Genomic DNA, 4,336 nt, shown 5'->3' on the forward strand with positions numbered 1-4,336 from the left:
TCAACCGGCAGCGCCACTGGCCCCGGCGCTCCGCGCCGACCGGTGTGGATGCGGCCATCGGGTCCGTGGGCCTCGAAACCACAGGACACCCGCTGCTCGGCGCCAGGGTCGGCCTGGCCGATGGCGACGGCGTGCTCCTCACCGGCAGGCTCTCGCCGGCGGAGCTGCCCTGGCTGGCCGACCACGCGGTGCTCGGCACCGTGCTCTTCCCCGGTGCGGGCTTCGTCGAGATGGCACTGCGGGCCGGCGACGAGGTCGGTTGCGCCGGCGTCGAGGAACTGACGCTGCACGCCCCGCTGGTGCTTCCCGAAGGTGTCACCACGCGGGTCCAGCTGACGGCGGGCGACGCGGACGAGGAAGGGCGCCGCTCCTTCGCGGTGTACGCGAGGACCGGCGACGCCGGAGCCTGGGCCACCCACGCCACCGGTGTGCTGTCCCCGGTACAGGCGGCACCGGCGCCGCTCTCCCCATCCCAGGCCTGGCCGCCGGAGGGCTCCGTACCCGTCGAGGTGGATGGCCTCTACGACACGATGAGAGAGGGTGGCTTCGCCTACGGCCCCAGCTTCCAGGGGCTCACGGCGGCATGGCGTCGCGGCTCCGAGGTGTTCGCCGAGGTGCGGTTGCCCGAGGGCGGCGACGCGGGCGACGCGGGCGATTTCTGCCTGCACCCCGCTGTGCTCGACGCGGCCTTGCACGGCGTGTCCCTGCTGGAGGGCTCCGGCGACAGCGAGCCGCCGCGCGGCCTGCCGTTCGCCTGGGAAGGCGTGCGCCTGTACGCCACGGGTGCGGCCGCCGTGCGCGTCCGTCTCGCCCCCGCGGGTACCGGCGCCGTCACGGTCACCATGACCGACGGTGCCGGGCTGCTGCTTGCCTCCGTCGGTAAACTCGTCCTGCGCCCGGTCACCGGCCGTCAGCTGCGCGCCGCACGCGGCCACAACGAGTGGCTCTACCGAACGGACTGGGCCGAACTTCCCCCGGTTGCGGGCGACGCCGCCCGGCCCCTCTGGGCCGTCATCGGTGACGAGGCCGCCGCGCTCACCCGCGGCGCGGACGCCGACAGCGAGGTGTACGGGAACCTCGCGGACCTCGCCGCGGCGATCGACGCGGGAACTGCCGTGCCCAAGACCGTCGTCGTCGCCTGCCCCGACTCCCTGGCCGACGTACCGGAGGCCACGAAGGCGGCAACCTTCTGGGCGCTGGAGACGGCGCAGGCCTGGCTCGACGACGACAGGCTGGCCGAGGCTCGGCTGGTGCTGCTCACCCGTAACGCCGCGACCCTCGCGGCGGCGGCCACCGACGGACAGGGTGCCGACCCGGCGCACGCCGCAGCCCGCGGTCTGCTGCGCTCGGCCCAGTCCGAACACCCCGGCCGTATCGTGCAGTTCGACCTTACGGCCGATCCCTCCGACGACACGGCGGCGCTCCTGGCGCCGGCCCTCCGGACCGCCCTCGCGGCGGACGAACCCGAACTGGTGCTCCGTAAAAGCACGTTGTGGGCACCCCGGCTTTCCCGCGTTGTCCCGGCCGCCCCCTCCGCACAGACCGAGCACGAGGAGGCGCCGGTCTGGGACCCGAACGGGACCGTTCTCATCACCGGCGGCACCGGCGTCCTCGGCAGTGCCGTCGCCCGTCACCTGGTGCGCGAGCACGGCGTACGCCATCTGCTGCTGCTCGGCCGCCAGGGCCCGCAGGCCGCGGGTGCGCAGGAGCTGGTGGCCGAACTCGCCGAGCTCGGCGCCGAGACCACGGTCGCCGCCTGCGACGTGGCGGATCGGGACAGCCTGGCCGCCGTCCTCGGGGACATCCCGGCCGGCCGGCCACTGCGCGGCGTGGTCCACTCCGCGGGCGTCGTGGACGACGGGGTGATCTCCTCGCTGACCCCCGAGCGGGTCGACACCGTGCTGCGGCCCAAGTCGCAGGCCGCATGGAACCTGCACGAACTCACCGCGGACCTCGACTTCTTCGTACTGTTCTCCTCCGCGGCCGGCATCCTCGGCGCGGTCGGCCAGGCCAACTACGCCGCGGCCAACACCTTCCTCGACTCCCTGGCCGAGTACCGCAGGGCCCAGGGGCTCAGCGCGCACGCGCTGGCCTGGGGTCTGTGGGACCAGCGCAGCTCCATGTCGGGCGCCATGAGCGAGCAGGACCTCGCCCGTGCCTCCCGCGGCGGCATGTCTGCCCTGTCCGTCGAGGACGGCCTCACGCTGTTCGACGCGGCACTCGCCACGGGCCAAGCGGTACTCGTCCCGATGGCGTTCGACCCGGCCGCCGCCCGAGGCGAGGCCGCCGGAATCCCCCCGGTGATGCGCGGCCTCGTTCGCACCACCTCCCGGCGGGCCACGGACGCCGAACCCACCGGCGGCCTCCGCCACCGGCTGCGCGCGCTGTCCGCCGCCGGCCGCGAAGAGGCGCTGCTGCAGCTGGTGCTGCGGCACGTCACCGCCGCACTCGGCTACGCGCCCGACAGCGACCTGGAGTCCGACCGGGCCTTCTCCGAGCTCGGATTCGACTCGCTGACCGCCGTCGACCTGCGCAACCAGCTGGCCACGGCCACCGGGGTGCGGTTGCCCGCCACCCTCGTCTTCGACTACCCGACGCCGGCGGCGCTCGCCCGCCACCTGCGCGCAGAACTCGTCGGCGAGGAAGCCGACGCAGCAGCTCCGACCCTCGTGGCGCCGGTGGCGTCCGGTGACGACGACCTGATCGCCATCATCGGCATGAGCTGCCGCTATCCCGGCGGTGTCCGCACGCCCGAGGAGCTGTGGCAGTTGGTCGCCGAAGGCAGGGACGGTGTCACGCCGTTCCCCGAGGACCGCGGCTGGAACGTGCGCGAGCTCGTCGACCGGGACGGCCGACGCGTCAACACCAGCTATGTCGGCGAGGGCGGATTCCTGCACGACGCCGCCGATTTCGACGCCGAGTTCTTCGGGATCTCACCGCGCGAGGCCCTCGCCATGGACCCCCAGCAGCGGCTCCTCCTGGAGACCACCTGGGAGGCGTTCGAGGACGCGGACATCGACCCCGCTGCCGTGCGCGGCAGCAGGGTCGGCGTGTTCGCCGGGCTCATGTACCACGATTACGCCGCCCGGCTGCGCTCCGTCCCCGAGGAGGTCGCGGGCTTCCTCGGCAACGGCAACACCGGCAGCATCGCGACCGGCCGTGTCTCGTACACGTTCGGGTTCGAGGGTCCTGCGGTGACGGTGGACACGGCGTGCTCGTCGTCGCTGGTGGCGCTGCACCAGGCGGCGCAGGCGCTGCGGCAGGGCGACTGCACCCTGGCTCTGGCCGGTGGCGTCGCAGTCATGGCGACCCCCGACTCCTTCGTCGAGTTCAGCCGCCAACAGGGCCTGGCGCCCGACGGCCGCTGCAAGTCCTTCGCGGCCGGCGCCGACGGCACCACCTGGTCCGAGGGTGTGGGCCTGCTCCTGGTGGAGCGGTTGTCGGACGCGCGGCGCAACGGGCACGAAGTGCTCGCCGTGGTACGGGGTTCGGCGGTGAACCAGGACGGCGCGTCCAACGGATTGACCGCGCCCAACGGCCCCTCGCAGCAGCGGGTGATCCGTCAGGCGCTCGCCAGTGCGGGCATGACGGCCGCCGACGTCGACGTCGTCGAGGCGCACGGCACCGGAACCACCCTCGGCGACCCGATCGAGGCCCAGGCGGTCCTCGCCACCTACGGCCAGGACCGTGCAGGTGAACAGCCGCTCCTGATGGGATCGTTGAAGTCCAACTTCGGTCACACCCAGGCAGCCGCCGGCGTCGGCGGGATCATCAAGATGGTGCTCGCCCTGCGGCACGGTGTGGTGCCGAAGACGTTGCACGTCGATGAGCCGACGCCGTATGTGGACTGGGCGTCGGGTGCGGTGGAGCTGGTCACGGAGAGTCGTGCGTGGCCGGAGACCGGGCGTCCGCGTCGGGCTGCGGTCTCTTCGTTCGGTATCAGCGGTACGAATGCGCATGTGGTTCTGGAGCAGGCGCCGGCCGGTCTGCCGGTTGGGTCCGCGGATCTCTCTGCACCGTCGTCCGTGGTCGAGTCGTCGGTGGAGGCCGCGGGGGTCGTGGTGCCCTGGGTGCTTTCCGCGCGTTCTGCTGCCGGGCTGCGTGGGCAGGCGGCGCGGTTGCGGGACTCCGCAGCCGTGGCGGAGGCGTCCGACGCGGACGTCGCCTGGTCACTGCTCTCCGCACGGTCCGCCATGGAACACCGCGCCGTGGTCACGGGGCACACCCGCGAGGAACTCCTGCGCGGTCTCGACGCCGTCATCTCCGGCGAGCACGCTCCGCACACGGTCCTGGACCGCGCGAAGTCGGGTCGATCCCTGGCTCTGGTGTTTTCGGG

The 4,336-nt window shown here is 73.1% G+C and carries 1 pseudogene; it reads left to right on the forward strand.

Annotated elements, in window-relative coordinates:
- Positions 1 to 65: 65 nt before the first annotated feature.
- Positions 66 to 4,336 (forward strand): annotated as a pseudogene (locus BFF76_RS13510) (type I polyketide synthase); the annotation flags it as partial.

The organism is Streptomyces mutomycini (assembly GCF_001700505.1).
GTDB classification, from domain to species: domain Bacteria; phylum Actinomycetota; class Actinomycetes; order Streptomycetales; family Streptomycetaceae; genus Streptomyces; species Streptomyces mutomycini.